Origin of the sequence: Allobrachymonas sp. (assembly GCF_041912815.1) — a bacterium.
Classification (GTDB): domain Bacteria; phylum Pseudomonadota; class Gammaproteobacteria; order Burkholderiales; family Burkholderiaceae_C; genus Brachymonas.
Genome location: NZ_JAYRLV010000006.1, coordinates 57,561 through 73,693, shown reverse-complemented (window position 1 = coordinate 73,693; position 16,133 = coordinate 57,561). Strand labels below are relative to the sequence as shown.

Annotated in this window: 13 protein-coding genes; 2 read left to right on the top strand and 11 right to left on the bottom strand. The window is 63.7% G+C overall.

The genetic code is table 11. From position 1 onward, the window contains the following. Positions 1–3 precede the first annotated feature (3 nt). The 6 genes from pilW to ACE3P9_RS06650 form a co-directional block, all read right to left on the bottom strand. Entirely contained in the window at positions 4–864 is an 861-nt protein-coding gene (pilW, locus tag ACE3P9_RS06675) for a type IV pilus biogenesis/stability protein PilW (protein ID WP_374492682.1), read from the bottom strand. Continuing rightward, the gene (gene rlmN, locus ACE3P9_RS06670) at positions 854–2,020 is read right to left on the bottom strand and encodes a 23S rRNA (adenine(2503)-C(2))-methyltransferase RlmN (protein WP_374492680.1); all 1,167 of its coding nucleotides are present in this window, start codon (positions 2,018–2,020) and stop codon (positions 854–856) included. The genes pilW and rlmN overlap by 11 nt, the downstream gene beginning before the upstream one ends. A 28-nt stretch (positions 2,021–2,048) precedes the next feature. Next, the gene (ndk, locus tag ACE3P9_RS06665) at positions 2,049–2,474 is read right to left on the bottom strand and encodes a nucleoside-diphosphate kinase (protein WP_374492678.1); all 426 of its coding nucleotides are present in this window, start codon (positions 2,472–2,474) and stop codon (positions 2,049–2,051) included. 148 nt (positions 2,475–2,622) lie between these two features. Further along, positions 2,623–3,972 carry a pseudouridine synthase gene (locus ACE3P9_RS06660; RefSeq protein WP_374492676.1) on the bottom strand — a complete coding sequence of 450 codons (1,350 nt, stop codon included), beginning with the start codon at positions 3,970–3,972 and terminating at the stop codon, positions 2,623–2,625. Positions 3,973–4,172: 200 nt separating this feature from the next. Then, the gene (gene scpB / locus ACE3P9_RS06655) at positions 4,173–4,865 is read right to left on the bottom strand and encodes an SMC-Scp complex subunit ScpB (protein ID WP_374492674.1); all 693 of its coding nucleotides are present in this window, start codon (positions 4,863–4,865) and stop codon (positions 4,173–4,175) included. 55 nt (positions 4,866–4,920) lie between these two features. After that, positions 4,921–5,982: an RluA family pseudouridine synthase gene (locus ACE3P9_RS06650; protein ID WP_374492672.1), complete on the bottom strand. Its 1,062-nt coding sequence runs from the start codon at positions 5,980–5,982 to the stop codon at positions 4,921–4,923. A 108-nt stretch (positions 5,983–6,090) separates the two neighbouring features. Between ACE3P9_RS06650 and ACE3P9_RS06645 the strand changes: the two genes are divergently transcribed. Further along, complete coding sequence (locus tag ACE3P9_RS06645) at positions 6,091–6,912, top strand: outer membrane protein assembly factor BamD (RefSeq protein ID WP_374492670.1); 822 nt, start codon at positions 6,091–6,093, stop codon at positions 6,910–6,912. A 199-nt stretch (positions 6,913–7,111) separates the two neighbouring features. Continuing rightward, a complete protein-coding gene (locus tag ACE3P9_RS06640; protein ID WP_374492669.1) occupies positions 7,112–8,344 on the top strand; it encodes an FAD-dependent oxidoreductase in 1,233 nt (410 codons plus the stop codon). Between the two features lie 144 nt (positions 8,345–8,488). On the opposite strand, the gene clpB is transcribed toward ACE3P9_RS06640, so the two are convergent. The 5 genes from clpB to ACE3P9_RS06615 all read right to left on the bottom strand — a co-directional run bounded on the left by clpB (position 8,489) and on the right by ACE3P9_RS06615 (position 16,042). Then, positions 8,489–11,092, bottom strand: a complete 2,604-nt coding sequence (gene clpB / locus ACE3P9_RS06635) for an ATP-dependent chaperone ClpB (RefSeq protein WP_374492666.1) — start codon at positions 11,090–11,092, stop codon at positions 8,489–8,491. 166 nt (positions 11,093–11,258) lie between these two features. After that, entirely contained in the window at positions 11,259–11,753 is a 495-nt protein-coding gene (locus tag ACE3P9_RS06630; RefSeq protein ID WP_374492664.1) for a copper resistance protein NlpE, read from the bottom strand. Between the two features lie 232 nt (positions 11,754–11,985). Further along, on the bottom strand, positions 11,986–13,413 hold the full coding sequence (gene thrC / locus ACE3P9_RS06625) for a threonine synthase (RefSeq protein ID WP_374492663.1): 1,428 nt from the start codon (positions 13,411–13,413) through the stop codon (positions 11,986–11,988). Positions 13,414–13,427: 14 nt separating this feature from the next. Further along, positions 13,428–14,753, bottom strand: a complete 1,326-nt coding sequence (locus ACE3P9_RS06620) for a homoserine dehydrogenase (RefSeq protein WP_374492661.1) — start codon at positions 14,751–14,753, stop codon at positions 13,428–13,430. A gap of 56 nt (positions 14,754–14,809) precedes the next feature. Beyond that, entirely contained in the window at positions 14,810–16,042 is a 1,233-nt protein-coding gene (locus ACE3P9_RS06615; protein WP_374492659.1) for a pyridoxal phosphate-dependent aminotransferase, read from the bottom strand. Positions 16,043–16,133: the final 91 nt, after the last annotated feature.

Sequence of the window (16,133 nt, the reverse complement as noted above, 5' to 3'; positions counted from 1 at the left end):
TGATCATTCATCCCACGCGCCGCGCTGGTAGAGCTGCGATTCATGGGAGTTGGGAAAGGAATCCTGAAGCTGCTGCCCATACCGGGCCACGCCATCGGGATGACCGAGACGCTGTTCCGCACGGATGCCCGTCCACAGCGAAGCCGCAGTGGCGGTGCCAGGACGGTTGGCCTGATTGGCATACATGGCAGACTTGCGGTAGTCACCGCGCTGATAGTAAAGATCCGCCAGCCCCGCCGAGGCCTGTGCATCCTGGGGGTTGGACTGCAGGACATCGAGCAGGGCATTTTCTGCATCGCCGCGATCTCCTGCCTTCAGGTCGCAACGCCCCTTGGCCACCCGAGTGCGTTCCTTGTTCTCATAGTATGGATTGGCAAGCGCCTGATCGAGATAGCCCATGCCTTCGGCCGTGCGGCCGTTCTCGCACAGCAGCCAGCCGAGATTGTGCTGGGCATCCCCATCTCGTGGATTGAGGGCAACGGCTCGACGGAAGCTCTCCTCGGCCATGCGCTGATCATGGAGCTGGTTGTAGATGAGACCACGCACGTTGTAGGCCTTGGAATATCCGGGGTAGGCCGTGAGCGACCGCTTGACCTCATCGAGTGCGAATTCCATCTGACCGCGCTGGAAATACCCGATCGCCAGCTCCAGCCGAATGCGCGCCCGACGTGCGTATTCGGGTTCATCGGAAGCCGTGATCATTTCCCCCTCGCCTGCCGTTGGCGCCTGCGGCGCTGCGCAGCCGGCCAGACCATGCACCGTTCCCCAGACGGCCGACAGAATCAGGCTCCACCGTCCGACACGCTGCCGCCAAGTGGCAGCCGTGCGGGCAAGAAGGAAGTGAGAAACGGGTTCAGATGCCATGCGTGCCTCCTCGCGACAACGGCGCAATGGCCGTCCCCGCAGCTTCCGGTGCATTGCGGCGCTGCCATTCGATGCGCTGCGCCACGCCGGTGCGATCCCTGATCTCGCCTGCCAGCTGGCCACAGGCCGCATCGATATCGTCGCCACGCGTCTTGCGCACGGTGGTCACAATGCCGGCCTCGGCGAGCTGGCGTGCAAACGCTTCGACCGCTGCTGCAGAAGAACGGTGCAGCCCCGAAGCGGGGAACGGATTGAACGGAATGAGATTGAACTTGCACCACGCGCCCCTGCCGGAGGTGCGCACGAGGTCGATGAGTTCACGCGCATGCTCGGGCTGGTCGTTGACGCCGTCGAGCATGCAGTATTCGAAGGTAATGAAGTCGCGGGGGGCATAAGCCAGATAGCGCTGGCAGGCTGCCATCAGCTCGTGCAGGGGGTACTTGCGGTTGAGGGGCACCAGATAGTCGCGCAGGGCATCATTGGGCGCATGCAGCGACACGGCCAGAGCCACGGGCGCATCCTGGGAAAGCCGGTCCATCATGGGCACCACCCCGGAGGTGGAAACGGTGACGCGGCGGCGCGACAGGCCATAGCCGTGATCGTCGAGCATGGTGCGCAGCGCGGGCACGAGGGCGCTGTAGTTCTGGAGAGGTTCTCCCATGCCCATCATCACCACGTTGGAGATGACACGCTCTGCAGTGCCCAAGTGGCCCCGCAGGAAATGTTCTGCATGCCAGAGCTGGGCGATGATCTCGCCCGTGGAGAGATTGCGGCTGAAGCCCTGGTGCCCGGTGGAACAGAACCGGCAGCCCACGGCACATCCGGCCTGGGACGACACACACAGGGTGCCTCGGTCTGTCTCGGGAATGAAAACGGTCTCGACGGCGTTGCCGCCGCCGACGTCGAACAGCCACTTGATGGTCCCGTCCGAGGAAATATGCTGCGACAGCACCGGCAGGCCACTGACATGGGCCTGTGCGGTGAGCTTGTCGCGGAGCGATCTGGCGAGATCGCTCATCAGGGCAAAATCGGACACCCCCTTCTGATGTATCCAGCGGAACAGCTGGGTGGCGCGAAAGCGCTTCTCACCCAGCTGGCCACACCATGCCACCAGCGATTCCAGATCGTAGTCCAGCAGATTGACGGTGGGATGCATGTCGGGAAGTGCCTTATTGTCCCGCTGCTTAGCGGGAATAGATGTTCATGCCGGGGAAGAAGAAAGCCACTTCGACAGCGGCCGTTTCGGGCGCGTCGGAACCGTGCACGGCGTTGGCGTCGATGCTTTCAGCGAAGTCGGCGCGGATGGTGCCCTTTTCGGCCTTCTTGGGATCGGTGGCGCCCATGAGGTCACGGTTCTTGAGGATGGCGCCTTCGCCTTCCAGAGCCTGGATCATGACGGGGCCGGAGATCATGAACTCGACGAGATCCTTGAAGAAGGGGCGTTCCTTGTGCACGGCATAGAACTTCTCGGCTTCGCCACGGGACAGATGCACCATCTTGGCAGCAATGATCTTGAGGCCGGCAGCCTCGAAGCGGGCGTAGATCTGGCCGATGACGTTCTTGGCGACTGCGTCGGGCTTGATGATGGAGAGCGTGCGTTCGATAGCCATTTGGATTCCTGTGTGGGGTTGAGAACTATATCTGTCGTTGTAACCGGGACTGCCCACAAGGCCCTCCCGTACAGGGAAGGCATTTTACGTCATGGGATGCATGCCGGGTCAGCTGCCGCTGGCCGGCCATTGCGGAAGGGGTTCCTCGTCAGCGCGTGCCCCGACCTGTGGTGCGCCCGCGAGGACCGGATGCCGGCTTGCCGCCCAGCCAGCCGCCCGGTGCACCACGCCCCGCATCCTTGCGGGAGGCACCGGGAGCAGCACGACGGCTGCCGGAGCGGTTGCCGCCGGGGGCGCGCTCTTCCCGCTGGACCGGCGGCTGATCGCCTCCGGCTTCTGCCTGGCGCCCGCGAGCGAGCGGCAGATGTTCCTGCTGATGGCGCTTGCGCGCGGAAACGGCACGATCAGGACTGCGTCTGCGGATGTTCTGGGTATTCTGTTCCTGGCGGCGCACCTGCTCGATGCGCTTGGACTCCTGCATGCCGGCCGCTTCCATGAGCGCCCTGACGTCACGTTCGCCGAGCTCCATCCAGCTGCCACGCCGCAGTCCACGCGGCAGGGCGAACAAGCCATAGCGGATGCGAATGAGCCGGCTGACTGCATGACCGACGGTTTCGAACATCCGGCGCACTTCGCGGTTGCGCCCCTCGGAAATGGTGACGCGATACCAGCAATTGGCCCCTTCGCCACCGCCCTCCTCGATGCTGCCGAACTGTGCCGGACCGTCCTCGAGCTGCACGCCATCGAGCAGCCGCTGCTTTTCTTCATCGCTCAGGGCGCCGAGCACCCGCACCGCGTATTCACGCTGGAGGCCGAAGCGGGGGTGCATGAGCTGGTTGGCCAGTTCGCCGGAGCTGGTGATGAGCAGAAGGCCTTCGGTGTTGAGGTCGAGCCGTCCCACCGACTGCCATTTGCCGTGGGCAAGCCGTGGCAGGGTGCGGAACACCGTGGGGCGGTTCTGCGGGTCATCGTGGGTCACGACCTCCCCCACCGGCTTGTGGTAGGCGATCACGCGGGGCAGGGGCGGAGCAATGCGCACGCGCAGAATCCGGCCGTCGAGGCGAATGACGTCTCCGTACTGAATGCGCTGCCCGACATGGGCCGGCTCCTGGTTGACGGAGATCCGTCCCTCGGTGATGTAGCGCTCCATTTCGAGGCGCGAACCCAGGCCTGCCTGGGCCAGCACCTTGTGCAGCTTGGGTGCGTCAGGCTGTGGTTGCAGTACCCGCTTGGCAGGCTGATCGGTGTCCTCCTGCTGGTCGGCGGCATTTTCTGCCCCATCGAAGGCACCGGAAACCACCTCGGCAAAGAGGTCGTCGTGCTGAGCCTGCTCCTGTGAAAATCCGGTCGCATCGGACAGGTCCTGCGAAGCACCGGTGCGCTGCTCCTCGGGGTTCACCCGGCGTGAGCGCCCTGGAGCGGTCCCCTTTGCCGATGCGGCGCGACCCCCCTGGAACGGGGAACGGGGCTTGCGGGAAGGACGGGAAGGTTGGTTCATGAAAAGGATCTCGGGATCGGAATCAGATGGGTGAAAGGGGGAAAGTGGCGTGCTCCACCACTGTGTGGCAACCGGCACGGCCGCGCCGACAAGGACAAGACCAAGGCCCCATGCGGGCCCTGGGCAGAAGAAAAGGGGAAACAGGAGCCCTGAATAGCGGTGGCATCCATGGCGTTTGAGACTGCCGCTCAGGCACGGTATCAGTCTGGCGATGGAGACTCTGCGACGGATGTGCGTGCATCAGAGTCCTCTGCGACGTCCTGGCGGCTCTCCTGGGCATCATTCTGCCCGTTTGTGGGCGCCACTGCATCCTCTGCGACGTCCATCTCGAGTTCCTGCTGGGCTTCCTGCTCTGCGAGGGAGGCCATGAGGGCCTGCTGGCCCGCGTCGTCGAGGGCTGGCAGCTCCTGGAGCGAGGAAATGCCCATGTCGTCCAGAAACTGCCGTGTGGTGGCAAGCAGGGCCGGACGGCCTGCCGTATCGCGGTAGCCGACGGTTTCGACCCATCCACGCTCCTCCAGCTGGCGGATGATCTGGGAATTGACTGTCACCCCTCGGATGTCCTCAATGTCGCCCCGCGTCACGGGTTGGCGGTAGGCGATGATGGCCAGGGTTTCGAGCGTGGCCCGCGAGTAGCGGGGAGGCTTCTCGGGCTGCAGGCGCTCCAGATATTCCCGCATCTCGGGCCGGCTCTGGAAACGCCATCCGCTGGCCACGCACACCAGCTCGATGCCGCGTTGCTCCCACTGCCGGGCCACGTCACGCAGGAGCTGCCGGATCGAATCGGCTCCGAGCACGTCGTCGAACAGAAGCCGCAGCTCACGCATCTGCAGCGGCTGCGGCGCACAGAGCAGCGCGGTTTCGAGAATGCGGAGAGCTTGGACGGAATTCATGGGCGGAAAGACATCACTCGGGGAGGCGAACCACTGTCATTCTCCGGTTCCGCACTCACTCCCTGGGCAAGTCGAGCCCCATGGCCGCAATGGCCGCCTGCATGTCGGCCGGAGGAAGTGCCTGGTATTGTAAGGGGGCTCCCGTCTGAGGATGGCGAAAGCTGAGCCGGAACGCATGGAGTGCCTGGCGCTGCATGCCCAGAGCGACCGCACCGCCATACACGGCATCCGACACCAGCGGATGGCGCAGCGTCTGCATGTGCACCCGGATCTGGTGCGTGCGCCCGGTATGCAGCGTGCAATGCACCCAGCAGGCCGCCTCGGCAGAATCCATGCTGTTGCCCACCAGCCGGAAATCAGTGCGGGCGGGCTTGCCGGCCTGACGCTCCAGATCCACGGCCGCCATGCGCAGGCGATTGCGTGGATCGCGCCCGATGCCGGCCGTCACGATGCGCTGCGCAGGCCCGCTCCAGCGGCCTGTCCCGAGGGCCCAGTATTCGCGGTGCACCTCCCGGTCGGCAATGAGCCGGATCAGCCGGTCCATGGTGATGCGATCCCGCGCCACCACCATGAGTCCGCTCGTATCCTTGTCGAGTCGATGAACAATGCCGGCACGCGGCAGCGTGGCTGCCTCGGCATAGCGGTGCAGCAGCGCATTGAGCAGGGTCCCGCTCCAGTTTCCTGGAGCCGGGTGCACCACCAGTCCTGCCGGCTTGTTGATCACCGCCAGATGCGCATCCTCATACACCACTTCCAGTGCAATGTCCTGTGCCACGAAGGCCTGTGACTGTGCCGTGGCGCGCAGGGTGAGTTCGAGCACATCACCTGTCTTCAGTCGCACGGCTGCCTTGCCGCAGGGAACGCCGTTGCGCCGCAGCAGGCCTTCGTCGATGAGCTGCTGGAGGTAACTGCGTGAAAAATCCGCGACCTGTTGCGCCAGAAAGCGATCCAGCCGCAGCCCTGCTGCCTCTGCCGGCACCGTCCAGTGACGCTCCTCGGATGCAGCTGCCCCTTCGTCCTGGAAATCCTCTCCTTCACCGCTTTCCCCCTCGATCCGGGGCCCTATTTCGGGAGACTGCACGGGGGAAATGATCGGGGGCACCTGGGAATGGGTCATGGACAGTCACGCAACGCCGCCATCGACGGCGGGAAAAGGAATAGAACCGGGGTCATGGACGTGCTGGCTATAATCAAACGCACTCATTCATCGCGCCTTACGCCACACATGCAACACATCTCACGCCACGGCAAATTATCTGGTGTTTCTGCCCTGCTGACGATTGCAGCAGCCATCTTGTCCGGATGTGCAGCACAGGATACGGTCCAGCAGAAGACAGCTTCCTGGAGTCCCAACAAGATCTATGCCGAAGCGCGCGACGAAAGCAACTCGGGCGGCTATGACAAGGCCATCCCGCTGTATGACGTGCTCGAAGGCCGTGCCGCAGGCACCCCGCTCGCCCAGCAGGCACAGCTCGACAAGGCCTATGCCCAGTACCGCAATGGCGATACGGCTGAGGCCAATGCCACGCTGAACCGGTTCATTCAGCTCAACCCGTCGAGTCCGGCACTGGATTACGCGATGTACCTCAAGGGCATCGTCAACTTCAATGGCGACGTGGGCTGGCTGGCATCCCTCGCCAATCAGGACATCACCGATCGGGACCAGCATGCCGCACGCGAATCGTTCGATGCCTTCCGTGCGCTGGTAAGCCGCTTCCCGAACTCCCGCTACACTCCCGACGCCAAGAAGCGGATGACGTACATCATCAACTCCCTGGCCAAGTCCGAAGTGTCGGTGGCGCTGTACTACTACAGGCATGGCGCCTATGTGGCTGCCATCAACCGTGCCCAGTCCGCCATCAACAGCTATCAGGGAGCTCCCGCCCAGCAGGAGGCGCTCGCCATCATCGCGCAATCCTACGATGCACTGGGTCTTGCACAGCCCCGGGACGATACCCGCCGTGTACTGGCCCAAAACTATCCGGACAGCCCCTACCTCAAAACGCCCTATACGGGCTCCGCTCACTCGTGGTGGCGGCTCTGGTAACTGCGCCGCCCTCACTCGGACGGAGCTCCGCTTCCCCTCGTGCAGCAAGCCCGGCAATGCCGGGCTTGCCCGTTTGATGGGCATGTCCCGTCTCGCGCTTGTCCGTTTGTCCGTTCGTCGATTTGTCCCTCTGGCAGGCATCGCCCCCTTGTCACAGCGCAAGGAAAGAGAGCCAGGAGCCGGCGTATGATCGCCCTCCATGCATGCCCTGACCACCGCGTTTCCTCTTCCTACCCCCCTTTTCGGCCACCTGAATGCCCCTGCGCGCATCGGCATTGCGGGGGCAGGCGTACTGGGACGGCTGCTCGCCTGGCAGCTGGCCCGTCAGGGGCATCAGGTCACGGTCATCGATCCGGCATCGTCTGCCGCTCCCGACTACGCGCACGCCCGTGCGGCCGGATTCACGGCCGCAGGCATGCTCAGCCCGCTGGCTGAACTGGATTGTGCCGACTGGAGTCTGGCCCAGCTGGGCTGGCGCAGCGTCGATCTGTGGCACGCCCATGTCGCACGCCTGAACGAGGAATGTGGCCAGCCGGTGTACTTTGCCCAGAAGGGAAGCCTGCTGCTCGCCCATGGCAGCGACATGGGGGCCGCCCAGCGCATGCTGCAGATGCTGCACAGCAAGATTCCTGCCGGTGAAGCCATGCGCGAAAGTGCCATCCAGCCCCTGAGCGCAGCCCGCCTGCAGGAAATGGAGCCTGCCGTATCCCGCCATCTCAAGGGCTGGCTGCTCGACCGGGAAGGGCAGATCCACACCGTGCAGGCCATGCAGGCCATGGCGGCGGCGGCCGTGCAGGCAGGAGCCACCTTTGCATGGGGCCAGCATGCCACGCAGGTGGTTCCACATGCCATCGATGGCACCCCTTTCGACTGGGTCTTCGACACGCGGGGACTGGGGGCCCGTGACGGCAACGGGCATGCCGCTGCACGATCCACACCCACCTCTCCTGTTTCTCCTGACGCACCGCAGAACCTGCCTGAATTTGTCCATCCGGTCATACCGGGAACTGCATTGCCCAACCAGCCTACACGGGGGGTGCGCGGCGAGGTGTTCTGGCTGCACGCTCCTGGTGTGACACTGCATCGCCCCGTGCGGCTCATGCATCCCCGGCACCGGGTCTACGTGGTCCCCCGCCCCGGTGATCTGATCGTGGTGGGCGCCAGCGAAATCGAAAGCGAGGATCGCAGCCCCGTGAGCCTGCGCAGCACGGTCGAACTGCTGGCTGCCGCCCATGCCGTCCTGCCCGAACTGACCGAGGCCCGCGTGGTCCACACCGAGAGCAACCTCCGCCCTGCCCTGCCAGACAACCTTCCCGACATCACGGTCACGCCGGGACTCACCCGCGTGAACGGCCTGTTCCGACACGGCTGGCTCATTGCCCCGGCCATGGCCGAACGCGCCCTGGCAGTGAGCGGCCTGCTGAAAGCCTGAGCACGGTGGTTTGCGGAGGGAGGCCGCACTCCCTCTCCATGCAGACACAAAAAAGCCGCCCGGTACAGGGCGGCTTGTGGCCATGAGAGAAATCTGCACCCCATGCCGTCATGACACGGATGGGGTGCAAAGGCAAGCCTCCACTCAGCTCTGCTCGACCGAGAACTGGAACTCGCCGGGTGCCTTGACGGGGTCGACAGCCACCCGGATGGTGGTCTTGGGCGGGAAGTGCCCTTCGAGCAGCTCCCGGGCCAGCGGATTCTCGATGCGCTGCTGGATGGCCCGCTTGAGCGGCCGCGCACCGAACACCGGATCGAAGCCCACCTTGGCCAGCTCTTCGAGCGCACTCTCGGTCACGTCCAGACGCAGCTCCATCTTCTCGAGGCGCTTTTCGAGCACGTGCAGCTGAATCTTGGCAATCTCGGCAATGTGCGAGGCGTCGAGTCCATGGAACACCACAATCTCGTCGATCCGGTTGAGAAACTCGGGGCGGAAGTTCTGCTTGAGCTCCTCGAACACGGCGTCCTTGATCTCCTGCTGCTCGTGTCCCACCATGCTCTGGATGATCGGCGAACCGATGTTGCTGGTCATGACGATGACGGTGTTCTTGAAATCCACCGTGCGCCCCTGGCCATCGGTGAGCCGTCCGTCATCGAGCACCTGCAGGAGCACGTTGAACACGTCGGGATGGGCCTTCTCGACTTCATCGAGCAGCACCACGCTGTAGGGCTTGCGGCGAACCGCCTCGGTCAGATAGCCACCTTCCTCGTAGCCCACATATCCCGGAGGCGCACCGATGAGGCGTGCCACCGAGTGCTTCTCCATGAATTCGCTCATGTCGATGCGGATCAGGTGCTCCTCGCTGTCGAACAGGAACCCGGCCAGCGACTTGCACAGCTCGGTCTTCCCCACCCCGGTCGGCCCGAGGAACAGGAAGGAACCAGTGGGGCGGTTCGGATCACTCAGGCCCGAACGCGAACGCCGGATGGCATCGCTCACGGCGCGAATGGCTTCGTCCTGTCCCACGACCCGCTCATGGAGCTTTTCTTCCATGTGCAGGAGCTTGTCTTTTTCTCCCTGCATCATCTTGGCCACGGGGATGCCTGTGGCACGGCTGACCACCTCGGCGATTTCCTCGGCCCCCACCTGCGTGCGCAGCAGCTGGTTGCCCTTGCCGTGACCGTCCGCAGCGGTTTCCTTGGCCTGGGCTTCCTTGAGACGCTTTTCCAGTTCGGGAAGCTTGCCGTACTGCAGCTCGGCCACCTTGTTGAAGTCGCCCTTGCGGGTGGCCTCCTCGATCTGGAAGCGCAGCTTGTCGATTTCCTCGCGCACCTGCTGGCTGCCCTGTGCGGCGGCCTTCTCGTTCTTCCAGATTTCCTCCAGATCGGCATAGCGCTTCTCGTCGCGGGAGATCTCCTCTTCCAGCAGCTCCAGACGCTTCTGGCTCGCCTCGTCCTTTTCCTTGCGCAGCGCTTCACGCTCGATCTTGAGCTGAATAAGGCGGCGGTCGAGCTTGTCCAGGGCCTCGGGCTTGGAATCGATCTCCAGCTTGATCTTGGCAGCAGCCTCGTCGATGAGGTCGATGGCCTTGTCAGGCAGGAAGCGATCGGTGATGTAGCGGTTGCTCAATTCCACAGCAGCCACAATGGCCGGATCGGTGATGTCCACCCCGTGGTGCACCTCGTATTTTTCCTGCAGCCCCCGCAGAATGGCGATCGTGGCCTCGACGGTGGGCTCGTCGACCATCACCTTCTGGAAGCGGCGCTCCAGGGCAGCATCCTTCTCGATGTACTTGCGGTATTCGTCGAGCGTGGTGGCACCCACGCAGTGCAGCTCGCCGCGTGCCAGGGCAGGCTTGAGCATGTTGCCTGCGTCCATGGCGCCGTCCGTCTTGCCAGCACCGACCATGGTGTGGATTTCGTCGATGAACAGGATGGTCTGTCCATGGTCCTTGGCCAGCTCGTTGAGAACGTTCTTGAGACGCTCCTCGAAGTCACCGCGATACTTGGCACCAGCCAGCAGCCCGGCCATGTCGAGCGCCAGCACGCGCTTGCCCTTGAGGGTGTCGGGCACCTCGCCAGAGACGATGCGCTGGGCCAGTCCTTCGACGATGGCCGTCTTGCCCACACCGGGTTCGCCGATCAGCACCGGATTGTTCTTGGTGCGCCGCTGGAGCACCTGCAGCGTGCGGCGGATCTCGTCATCGCGCCCGATCACGGGATCGAGCTTGCCCTCGCGGGCGCGCTCGGTCAGGTCGAGCGTGTATTTCTTGAGCGCACCGCGCTGTTCCTCGGCATTGGCACTGTCCACTGTCTGTCCTCCTCGTACCGCTTCGATCGCGGCTTCGAAATTCTTGCGGGTCAGCCCGTTCTGGCGGGCCACATCACCGATGCTGCTGCGCGCATCGGCCACTGCCAGCAGGAACAGCTCGCTGGCAACGAACTGGTCACCGCGCTTGATGGCCTCCTTCTCGGCTGCTTGCAGCAGGCGCCCCAGATCAGGGCCCACTTGCACCTGTTCCTGCCCTTCGACCTGAGGCAGGCGGTCGACGGCCTGCTCGGCAGCCGCCAGCAGACCCACTACATTCACGCCCGCGCGCTGCAGAAGCGGCGTGGGGCCATCCTCCTGCCGCAGCATGGCCACCACCACATGGGCCGGCTCAATGTAGGCGTGATCCTTGCCCAGTGCCAGACTCTGTGCGTCGGCCAGGGCTTCCTGAAAATTGGTTGTCAGTTTGTCCATTCGCATAGGGGAATATCCTCCGTGTATGACTCAGAAATGGGGGAAATCACCCGCCTTTCAAGGCACTCGGCAAGGCTCCCCAGGACGAATGTGGTCAGCTGGCTGACATTCCAGGCACAGAGAGGAGGCGTTCACCTCTCAGCCTGAGTCACTGCGGTCTTATCGTCCTGCCCTATTTGCTGAGGACGTAGCGGTCGGCATCGACTCCGCGGATGCGCTGGCCGTCCTTGTCGAGCATGCGCAGGCGAGTGGGAGACAGGATCTCGAAGCTGCGGTTCTGCCCGTTGGCATCCAGCAGGATGTGGGTTTCATTCGCATTGAAGGTGAAACTTCCGCGACGTGTGAAATGCCGGTTGGTTCCCAGAATATCGGTCTGCAGCTCATAGGTGGCATCCCGAAACAGCGACAAGGCCACGCGGACTCCGGCGCAGTCATTGCAGGGCAGCATGCCCTGATAGGTTCCGGTCCAGGAAGGCTCGGCCGCGCGCACGGCCGGATGGTGCCCCCCCCGCGCCTGTCGGGACGATTCGGAAGGACCGAACACCTGTTGCGACAGACTGTCGACCGTGGTGCACCCTGCCAGAGTCACGGTCAGGGCTGCGCACAGTCCACACCACCGTGCAGCACGGAAGACTGTCTTCCGAGATGGAGAAACGGCAAGCATCATGAAAACTCCTTCGTCCTGTATACGATGGTGTCATTCTAGGCGCTGCATTCCGGGATGCGGCTCTTTCCTTCCCTGTCCACGCAGGCCGTCTCGATCCCCCTCTCTCCCCTGAAAGAGCCATGCCGCCTGGGCCACGAGAATGCAGAAGGCCACCCGCAGGTGGCCTCTCTCTGGATGGGTGAGTCGGGGCAGTGGCGTGAATGCCCCGGCGCCCCTGACGCAGGGGACGGTCTCAGGCGCAGTCGGTGGCGATGAGATGCTTGACCACCTCCACATCGGCCGGGATGACCTGCACGCGCTTGGGCAGGTCTTCGATGCCACGGAAGCGCTCGGGCACATCGGGCGCCCGTCCCAGAGCTTCCTCGATGGTGACGGCGAACTTGATGGGCAAAGCCGTTTCCAGCACGATCATGGTCTCGCCGGTCTGCGGATGCTCGCGTGCCACCTTGACGCCATCGGCGGTATGGGTGTCGATCATGACGCCCAGCCGCTCGTAGCAGTCCCGGATGGTGGCGAGCCGGTCGGCATGGGTGCTCTTGCCGCTCAGGAAGCCGTAGCGGTCTGCAGCCTGGGCAAAGACCGGGTCCTGGCTCAGATCGAAGCACCCGGTGCGCGGAAGCTCTTCGCCGAACAGCCCTGCCAGCCGTGTGGCATCGCGTCCGACCAGATCGAAGATGAAGCGCTCGAAGTTGCTGGCCTTGCTGATGTCCATCGAGGGGCTGGAGGTTTCATAGGTATCAGCCCCGGCACGCACGCGGTACACACCGGTGCGAAAGAACTCGTCGAGCACGTCGTTCTCGTTGGTGGCCACCACGAGATGGTCGATGGGCAGTCCCATCATGCGGGCCACATGGCCAGCACAGACATTGCCGAAATTGCCGCTCGGCACCGTGAAGGACACGCGCTCCGCATTCGAAGCGGTGGCCTCGAAATAGCCGGCAAAGTAATACACCACCTGCGCCAGCAGCCGAGCCCAGTTGATGCTGTTGACCGTACCGATCTTGTAGCTGCGCTTGAAGTCGAGGTCGTTGCTCACCGCCTTGACGATGTCCTGGCAATCGTCGAACACGCCTTCTACCGCCAGGTTGTGGATGTTGGCGTCCTGCAGGCTGAACATCTGGGCCTGCTGGAAGGCACTCATGCGCCCGTGAGGGCTGAGCATGAACACGCGCACCCCTTCCTTGCCGCGCATGGCGTATTCGGCCGCACTGCCGGTATCGCCACTGGTGGCTCCCAGAATGTTGAGCTGCTCGCCGCGGCGACGCAGCTCGTACTCGAACAGGTTGCCCAGCAGCTGCATGGCCATGTCCTTGAAGGCCAGGGTCGGCCCGTTGGACAGGGCCTCCAGACACAGCCCGGCTTCGAGCGGCTTGAGGGGAGTGATCTCGGGCGTGCCGAACACGTCGGCCGTGTAGGTTCGCTGGCAGATGTCGCGCAGATCGGCGGCGGGAATGTCGTCGATATACAGCGAGAGCACGGCAAAGGCCAGCTCGGCATAGCCCTTCTCGGCCAGCAGCGCGCGCCAGTCGGCCAGCGTGGCGTCGTTGACGAGCGGGTAGCGCACGGGCATGTAGAGGCCGCCGTCGGGAGCCAGCCCTTCCAGCAGGATTTCGCAGAACTTGCGCGGAGTGGCTCCGCCACGGGTGGAGATGTAATGCATCGTTTGGGCTCGGATCAGTTGAGTTCTTCCTTGCGGATGCGCACGATCGGCCGCAGCACGCTGGGCAGCTGCTGCATGCTGGCCATGGCCTTGTTCATGGCAGCTTCGCGGCATTCATGGGTGAGGATGATGACGTCGGTCTGGCTGGCGTTCTCGCCATCCACCTCGTCCGCCTCGCGCTGCACAATGGCGTCGATGCTGATGCCGTCATCCGCCAGGATGCTGGTGATGCGCGCAAGCACACCGGCCTCGTCGGCCACCCGCAGACGGAGGTAGTAGCTCGTGACCACCTCGTCCATCGGCAGGATGGGCAGATTGGTCTGCATGGCATCGGGCTGGAACGCCAGGTGCGGAACGCGGCTGGAGGGGTCGGAAGTGTGCATGCGCGTCACGTCCACCAGATCGGCGATCACGGCGCTGGCCGTGGGCTCGCTGCCGGCACCCTTGCCGTAGTACAGCGTGGTGCCGACGGCATCGGCATGCACCACCACGGCGTTCATGGCGCCTTCCACATTGGCGATCAGGCGCCGCGACGGGATGAGCGTGGGGTGCACGCGCAGCTCCACGCCCTTGGCCGTGTGCCGGCTGATGCCCAGCAGCTTGATGCGGTAGCCCATCTGCTCGGCGTAGCGGATGTCGGTGGAGGACAGATGGGTGATGCCCTCGATGTAGGCTTTATCGAACTGCACGTTCACCCCGAAGGCGATTGCACTCATGAGCGTGACCTTGTGTGCCGCATCGACCCCTTCGATGTCGAAGGTCGGATCGGCCTCTGCATAGCCGAGCTCCTGGGCATCGCGCAGAGCCACGTCGAAATCGAGCCCCTTGTCGCGCATCTCGCTCAGGATGAAGTTGGTGGTGCCGTTGATGATTCCCGCGAGCCACTGGATGCGGTTGGCCGTCAGTCCTTCACGCAGGGCCTTGATGATGGGAATGCCACCGGCCACTGCCGCCTCGAAGGCCACCATCACGCCCTGCTTCTGCGCCGCCGCGAAAATCTCGCTGCCATGCACGGCCAGCAGTGCCTTGTTGGCAGTCACCACGTGCTTGCCCTGGGCAATGGCCTCCAGCACCATCTCACGCGCCACGGTGTAGCCCCCGATGAGCTCCACCACGATATCGATGTCGGGACGCTTCACCAGGGAGGCGGCGTCGTCCGTCACCTCCACTTCGGAACCGACATAGGCACGCGCCCTGGCCACGTCACGCACGGCAATGGCGGCCACCTCGATGCCGCGACCGGCACGCCCGCGTATTTCTTCCTGATTGCGGCGCAGAACGGTGTAGACGCCCTTGCCCACGTTGCCAAGACCGAGAAGGCCGATTCGAATGGGATGCATGCTGTTCATCGTGCGGAAAGTGAAGGTAGGAGAGAAAGGCTGCCTGTCGGCAGGAGTCAGGACGCCGCGCCGTGGCGCTTGCGATAGACGGCAAGAAAGTCGGCCAACCGCCCGATGGCGACGCGCAGGTCATCCTCGTTGGGCAGAAAGACGATGCGGAAATGCTGGTTGTCGGGATAGTTGAACCCCGAGCCCTGCACCAGCATGACGCGGGTGGCGCGCAGCACCTCCAGGAAGAACTCCCGGTCATCCTCGATCGGATAGAGCTCGGGATCGAGGCGCGGGAACATGTAGAGCGCAGCCTGCGGCTTCACGCAGGTCACGCCCGGAATGGCGGTGATCAGGGCATGGGCCAGGTCGCGCTGACGGCGCAGACGCCCTCCTTCGCGCACCAGGTCGTTGATGCTCTGGTATCCCCCCAGCGCCGTCTGGATGGCCCACTGGCCGGGCACATTCGAGCCCAGCTTGATGTTGGCCAGCATGTTCAGGCCCTCGATGTAGTCGCGTGCGGCGGACTTGTCGCCCGACACCACCATCCAGCCGGCCCGGTAGCCACAGCCGCGATACGCCTTGGACAGGGAATTGAAGGTCAGCGTCAGCACGTCGGTCGACAGGCTTGCCAGCGCCGTATGCTTGACCCCGTCGTACAGCACCTTGTCATACACCTCGTCGGCCATGATGATGAGGCCGAACTCGCGCGCAAGCGCCACGATGCCCAGGAGCAGCTCATCGGAATACAGCGCCCCCGTGGGATTGTTGGGGTTGATCACCACGATGCCCTTGGTGCGGGGCGTGATCTTGGAGCGGATGTCGTCGAGATCGGGCATCCAGCCATGGTTCTCGTCACACATGTAGTGCACCGGAATGCCGCCCGCGAGGCTGGTGGCCGCAGTCCACAGGGGATAGTCGGGCGCAGGGACGAGCAGCTCGTCGCCATCGTTGAGCAGGGCCGTGGTGGCCATCACGATGAGGTCGCTCGCACCGTTGCCCAGGTAGATGTCGTCCAGGGTGACGCCCTTGACCCCCTGCTGCTGGCTGTAGTGCATCACGGCCTTGCGTGCGGCAAAGATGCCCTTGCTGTCGGAATACCCGGCCGAGTTGGGCAGGTTGTGGATCATGTCCTCCACGATCTCTTCCGGCGGCTCGAACCCGAACGATGCCAGATTGCCGATGTTGAGCTTGATGATCTTCTGCCCCTCGTCCTCCATCTGCCGCGCCGCCTCCACGATGGGACCTCGCACGTCGTACAGCACGTGGGCAAGCTTGGAAGATTTGAGTACGGGTTTCACAACGACTCCTGCTGAGGGTTTTTGAGGAAAAACTATAATTTGACCACATTTCCCAGGCCACTGTCCGTCTGCATCGCGATGGGGCATTTCC

Bases quoted from the DNA above. Each gene is read 5' to 3' on its own strand.
- pilW (WP_374492682.1), bottom strand. From the start codon at position 864: ATGGCATCTGAACCCGTTTCTCACTTCCTTCTTGCCCGCACGGCTGCC.
- rlmN (WP_374492680.1), bottom strand. From the start codon at position 2,020: ATGCATCCCACCGTCAATCTGCTGGACTACGATCTGGAATCGCTGGTG.
- ndk (WP_374492678.1), bottom strand. From the start codon at position 2,474: ATGGCTATCGAACGCACGCTCTCCATCATCAAGCCCGACGCAGTCGCC.
- ACE3P9_RS06660 (WP_374492676.1), bottom strand. From the start codon at position 3,972: ATGAACCAACCTTCCCGTCCTTCCCGCAAGCCCCGTTCCCCGTTCCAG.
- scpB (WP_374492674.1), bottom strand. From the start codon at position 4,865: ATGAATTCCGTCCAAGCTCTCCGCATTCTCGAAACCGCGCTGCTCTGT.
- ACE3P9_RS06650 (WP_374492672.1), bottom strand. From the start codon at position 5,982: ATGACCCATTCCCAGGTGCCCCCGATCATTTCCCCCGTGCAGTCTCCC.
- ACE3P9_RS06645 (WP_374492670.1), top strand. From the start codon at position 6,091: ATGCAACACATCTCACGCCACGGCAAATTATCTGGTGTTTCTGCCCTG.
- ACE3P9_RS06640 (WP_374492669.1), top strand. From the start codon at position 7,112: ATGCATGCCCTGACCACCGCGTTTCCTCTTCCTACCCCCCTTTTCGGC.
- clpB (WP_374492666.1), bottom strand. From the start codon at position 11,092: ATGCGAATGGACAAACTGACAACCAATTTTCAGGAAGCCCTGGCCGAC.
- ACE3P9_RS06630 (WP_374492664.1), bottom strand. From the start codon at position 11,753: ATGATGCTTGCCGTTTCTCCATCTCGGAAGACAGTCTTCCGTGCTGCA.
- thrC (WP_374492663.1), bottom strand. From the start codon at position 13,413: ATGCATTACATCTCCACCCGTGGCGGAGCCACTCCGCGCAAGTTCTGC.
- ACE3P9_RS06620 (WP_374492661.1), bottom strand. From the start codon at position 14,753: ATGCATCCCATTCGAATCGGCCTTCTCGGTCTTGGCAACGTGGGCAAG.